This window comes from Pseudomonas sp. R62, from assembly GCF_000257605.1.
In the GTDB taxonomy this organism is placed as follows: Bacteria; Pseudomonadota; Gammaproteobacteria; order Pseudomonadales; family Pseudomonadaceae; genus Aquipseudomonas; species Aquipseudomonas atacamensis.
Genome location: NZ_JH635999.1, coordinates 1,015,394 through 1,019,997, shown reverse-complemented (window position 1 = coordinate 1,019,997; position 4,604 = coordinate 1,015,394). Strand labels below are relative to the sequence as shown.

At 58.1% G+C, this 4,604-nt stretch carries 7 protein-coding genes and 1 pseudogene; 5 read left to right on the top strand and 3 right to left on the bottom strand.

The annotated features are described in order from the left end of the window. Positions 1–216 (top strand): annotated as a pseudogene (locus OQK_RS31615) (nitrite/sulfite reductase); the annotation flags it as partial. Next, on the top strand, positions 200–694 hold the full coding sequence (locus OQK_RS22940; RefSeq protein ID WP_016774480.1) for a DUF934 domain-containing protein: 495 nt from the start codon (positions 200–202) through the stop codon (positions 692–694). The pseudogene OQK_RS31615 and the gene OQK_RS22940, both read left to right, overlap by 17 nt. A gap of 67 nt (positions 695–761) precedes the next feature. Here OQK_RS22940 and sohB read toward each other — a convergent pair whose 3' ends face one another. Further along, positions 762–1,793: a protease SohB gene (sohB, locus tag OQK_RS22935; protein ID WP_016774479.1), complete on the bottom strand. Its 1,032-nt coding sequence runs from the start codon at positions 1,791–1,793 to the stop codon at positions 762–764. 204 nt (positions 1,794–1,997) lie between these two features. Here sohB and OQK_RS22930 point away from each other — a divergent pair, with 204 nt between their 5' ends. Next, on the top strand, positions 1,998–2,708 hold the full coding sequence (locus tag OQK_RS22930) for a histidine phosphatase family protein (protein ID WP_016774478.1): 711 nt from the start codon (positions 1,998–2,000) through the stop codon (positions 2,706–2,708). 63 nt (positions 2,709–2,771) lie between these two features. After that, complete coding sequence (locus OQK_RS22925) at positions 2,772–3,089, top strand: SCP2 sterol-binding domain-containing protein (protein WP_016774477.1); 318 nt, start codon at positions 2,772–2,774, stop codon at positions 3,087–3,089. A gap of 105 nt (positions 3,090–3,194) precedes the next feature. Here OQK_RS22925 and OQK_RS22920 read toward each other — a convergent pair whose 3' ends face one another. Beyond that, entirely contained in the window at positions 3,195–3,689 is a 495-nt protein-coding gene (locus OQK_RS22920; RefSeq protein WP_016774476.1) for an RES family NAD+ phosphorylase, read from the bottom strand. Continuing rightward, on the bottom strand, positions 3,686–4,162 hold the full coding sequence (locus OQK_RS22915; RefSeq protein WP_024012725.1) for an MbcA/ParS/Xre antitoxin family protein: 477 nt from the start codon (positions 4,160–4,162) through the stop codon (positions 3,686–3,688). The genes OQK_RS22920 and OQK_RS22915 overlap by 4 nt, the downstream gene beginning before the upstream one ends. Before the next feature lie 350 nt (positions 4,163–4,512). On the opposite strand from OQK_RS22915, the gene OQK_RS30165 reads away from it, so the two are divergent. Continuing rightward, positions 4,513–4,604 (top strand): LysR family transcriptional regulator (locus tag OQK_RS30165; protein WP_157221962.1); only part of this gene is annotated, 92 nt, incomplete at its 3' end.

The following is a 4,604-nucleotide window of genomic DNA, read 5'->3' as shown; positions in this document are numbered from 1 at the left end:
TTCTATCAGGTCTCCCTCGGCGGCAGCGCCAGCCGTGATGCGAGCCTGGGCAAGATCCTCGGCCCGTCCTTCGCACAGGAAGCCATGCCTGACGTGATCTCGAAGCTGATCGACGTGTACGTTGAACAACGCACCGAAGACGAGCGCTTCATCGACACTTATCAGCGTATTGGCATCGACCTCTTCAAGGAACGCGTCTATGCAGCGAATCATTAAGAACAACGAAGTCGTCGACGAAACCTGGCACCTGTTGCCGAAGGATTTCAATATCGATGAAATCAGCAACTGCGACGATCTGATCGTGCCGCTGCAGCTGTGGCGCGAACACAGCCGCATGCTCCTGGCCCGCGACGGTGGCCTGGGTGTGTGGCTGGATGCTGATGAAGAGGCCGAGGAAATCGGTGAGGACGTCGCCAAGTTTCAGGTGATCGCCTTGAACTTCCCGGCGTTTACCGACGGCCGTAACTACTCCAATGCCCGTCTGCTGCGTGACCGTTATGGTTTCAAAGGCGAGCTGCGTGCGATTGGCGATGTACTACGGGACCAATTGTTCTACATGCATCGCTGCGGTTTCGACGCCTTTGCCATTCGCGCGGATAAAGACCCGTACGAAGCACTGGAAGGCCTCAAGGACTTCTCGGTGACTTACCAGGCTGCCGCTGACGAACCACTGCCGCTGTTCCGTCGCCGCTAAGCGTCGGACGTTTGTCGCAGACACAAAAACGCCGGTCATGTGACCGGCGTTTTTTTATGCCTGCGGTTTACCAGAAGCGTTGCTGGGTAAGACGGCTCCACCAGCTCAACAGCACGCGGTCCACCGAGCCACTGGCAGCCATGCCGATGCGTTCCTGCAGGCTTTTGCGCTCGGCATAGTGCAGGTGATACACCTCGGCCTGTTTGGCCTTCTGTGCCAGGTATTCATCGCTGGTCTTCAGTTCGTCCACCAGTTGGTTTTCCAGCGCAGCGATACCGAGCCACACCTCACCGGTAGCCACCTCATCGATCGCCAGTTGCGGGCGATAACGGGCGACGAAGTTTTTGAACAAGCGATGGGTAATGTCGAGGTCTTCCTGAAACTTCTCGCGACCCTTTTCGGTGTTTTCACCAAACACGGTCAGGGTGCGCTTGTACTCACCGGCGGTGAGCACTTCGAAATCGATATCGTGCTTCTTCAAAAGGCGATTGACGTTGGGCAATTGCGCGACCACGCCGATCGAACCGAGGATGGCGAACGGAGCGCTGATGATCTTGTCGCCGATGCACGCCATCATGTAACCGCCGCTGGCCGCGACCTTGTCGATGCACACGGTCAGTGGCACGCCCGCATCACGGATTCGAGCCAGCTGCGACGATGCCAGACCGTAGCTGTGCACCATGCCGCCGCCACTTTCCAGACGCAGAACCACTTCGTCTTTCGGCGTGGCCAGGGTCAGCAGCGCGGTGATCTCGTGGCGCAAGCTCTCGGTGGCGGAAGCCTTGATATCGCCATCGAAGTCGAGCACGAACACCCGGGATTTGGTCTCAGGCTTGTTCTTTTGCTTCTTCGCGCTTTTTTCTGTTTTCGCTTCGCCCTTGCGCAATGCCTTGAGCTGATCCTTGTCGAGCAGGGTCTGCTCCAGGCGTTCACGCAGGCCCTTGTAGAAATCGTTGAGCTTGCTGACCTGCAACTGGCCCGCCGATTTGCGCCGGCCCTTGCTGCGCAATGCAGCAAAACTGGCCAGCACCACCAGAATGGCGATCACCAGCGTGACGGTCTTGGCCAGGAAGCTGGCGTATTCGGTGAAAAAATCCACAGAGACTCCTCAAAGCAATGCGTGACGGTGTATTACACGCGGAATGGCTCCAGCATACCCATGCGCTGGCTCATCGGCCAGCCGTGAAACCTCTGGCAACACGCCTGTAACGGGCATTTCAAACAAGCGTATGTTTTTTCATTGACAGCCTTACGCCATCCTCATAACCTCGCCTGACCTTCAACGTACCGGGACGACGCGGACGTGGGCAGCATCTACTTGATACGACATGGCCAGGCCTCCTTTGGTGCAGACGATTACGACGTGCTGTCGCCGACCGGTGTGCGTCAGGCAGAAATCCTCGGCCAGCACCTCGCCGACCTCGGTATCAGCTTTGATCGTTGCCTTGCCGGTGACCTGCGTCGTCAACAGCACACCGCCACCAGTGCACTGGAGCAATTCAGCGCCAGAGGCCTGCCGGTTCCAGTCCTCGAAACCGATTCCGCCTTCAACGAATTCGATGCCGATGCGGTGATCCGCGCTCTACTCCCGGCCATGCTGCCGGAAGAGCCGGAAGCCCTCGACATCCTGCGCAACGCCGCGCAGAACCGCGGTGAATTCCAGCGCATCTTCGCCCTGATCGTCGAGCGCTGGCTCGCCGGCACCTACGACACACCCGGACTGGAAAGCTGGCTGGGTTTCGTCGAACGGGTTCAGGCCGGGCTGCACCGCATCCTCGACCTGGCGGAAAAGAACCAGAAAATCGCCGTGTTTACCTCCGGCGGTACCATCACTGCCCTGCTCCACCTGATTACGCAAATGCCTGCCAGACAGGCCTTTGAATTGAACTGGCAAATCGTCAACACCTCGCTCAACCAATTGAAGTTTCGTGGTCGCGAGGTGGCTCTGGCTTCCTTCAACAGTCACGCACACCTGCAACTGCTGAAGGCCCCGGAACTCATCACTTTTCGCTGAGTCCGGCTTACTGTGACCCTGGCTGTAACCACCCAGCTCCCATGACCAAGAAAGGATCGAACCATGACCTCCGTAGCTGATGCCGTAAAAGCAATGCAAGCCAAGTTCAACCCAGCCGCCGCTGCCGGTCTGGACCTGGTCTTCGGTTTCAACATCACCGACGAAGACAAGCAATACGCGCTGATCGTCAAAGACGGCACCTGCGACATCCAGGAAGGTGAAAACCCGGACGCCAACTGCACGCTGGTGCTGGACAGCCAGACCCTGAAAGACATCGTCAGCGGCGAAACCGACGGCATGCAGGCCTTCATGGGCGGCAAGCTGCGCGTTGAAGGCGACATGATGCTGTCGATGAAACTGTCCGAGCTGTTCCCTTCGTAAGAAGCAGCCTGGTTCAAACAAATCCCGCCCTTCTGGCGGGATTTGTCGTTCATGCAAGGGGATCAGCGCAGGCCTCGGCTTCGCTCTCCGTTCGCGTAGGTACGATCAACCCTCCTGCAACAACCGCGTGTCCAGCCCAAACCGCTCTTGCGAAACCATCCTGAACTGACCCTCCGCCAGATCGCAACTCACCAGCAAATTCCACGAGTGTCGCGTGGCCACCGACGGCACCAGAACAAATGGATGTTCAGCCAACAGTGCGTCGGCAAACTTTCGCTGGTTGGGTGAGGTTTTGATCGGGGTGAGCCAATGCGGATTGGGCACATCTTCCGGTTGCACGATTCTGACGCTGGCGTCGTGGGTGATTTCAAAACAGGTCAACACATAGGGCTCCTGATCAAGTGCATCGAAGCTGCCATGGGCGGCCACCTCCAGTATCGCCGTGGAGGGGTCGACCGACGCATAAACGACTCTGCGGCCGGGCGTATTCCAGCGACCGCCGTCCCGTTTCGACCCCAGGCCGCTGTCCCAGGTCTCGCTGTACACCTCGCGGTCCAGCCGCCAGGCGTACCAGCGATCATCCCAGGGCAAGGGGTTCATTGATAAACCCCGTATTTGATCTGGTTCAGATACTCCTCCACCATCCTGAAGCCCAGCGCATGTCCAACCAGATCGAGCGGCACATAACCGTAGAAGTAAGTAGCGCGTTGCTCCAGCCATGATTCGGCCTTGGCCTGACGCCCGAATACTTCGATGGCCAGTTCCAGCGCAGCGGCATATTGGTAGGCGATGACGCTCTGCGGCGTGTCCAGGCGCACCGACGCGCCTTCCTTGAGCAGGCGTCGCACGGTTCTCACGGATTTGCCGGTGATACGTTTGACCATCTCTCCCTGTTGGTACAGCTCGGAGGTTGCGATCATGTTCACTACATCAAGCAGCTCAAATCCTTCGCTTGTGCAGCGCAGGATGAGCATCGGATCGTCGCCGGTATCCTGCCCACGCAACAGCAACTCCAGAGGTTTGCCCTCGAGCTTCTTCAAGCCCGTGAGCCGGGGCACTTTGGCGCTCGGCATGGCAACGTCCTCCGAGGGACACCTGGCGCGATCGTCGCGCCAGTAATGGCGAGGCGAGTAAGCAGGCGTATGGCTTTCAATCAGTGGGATTCGCATAGTCCATCCTTTGTCCGGGTCCAGAGCGATCTGTGCGCTCGATGACTTCAATGTCAGGACTGATCCTATAGACCCGGCGTCCGACGACCAACCTGAAAAAGTCGTCAGAAATATCCCCAAATCTGATCAAAACGCTCCTGTTTCCGTAGGACTCAAACGCAATTTTCAGCGGTTCAATCCGTTGCTGCTTTCAGGTTGGGGAGAGAGCCTTTTGACTTACAATGCGCTCCACCTCCAGACACCGGCCCTGCCCCATGGACATCGACCTCGCTCGCACTTTCCTCGAAATCGTCCGTCACGGCAGTCTCGCCGCCGCTGCGCAGAAGCTGTTCGTCACGCAGACCGC

Coding starts and splice junctions, on each gene's coding strand:
- OQK_RS22940 (WP_016774480.1), top strand. CDS start 200: ATGCAGCGAATCATTAAGAACAACGAAGTCGTCGACGAAACCTGGCAC.
- OQK_RS22925 (WP_016774477.1), top strand. CDS start 2,772: ATGACCTCCGTAGCTGATGCCGTAAAAGCAATGCAAGCCAAGTTCAAC.
- OQK_RS22920 (WP_016774476.1), bottom strand. CDS start 3,689: ATGAACCCCTTGCCCTGGGATGATCGCTGGTACGCCTGGCGGCTGGAC.
- OQK_RS22915 (WP_024012725.1), bottom strand. CDS start 4,162: ATGCCGAGCGCCAAAGTGCCCCGGCTCACGGGCTTGAAGAAGCTCGAG.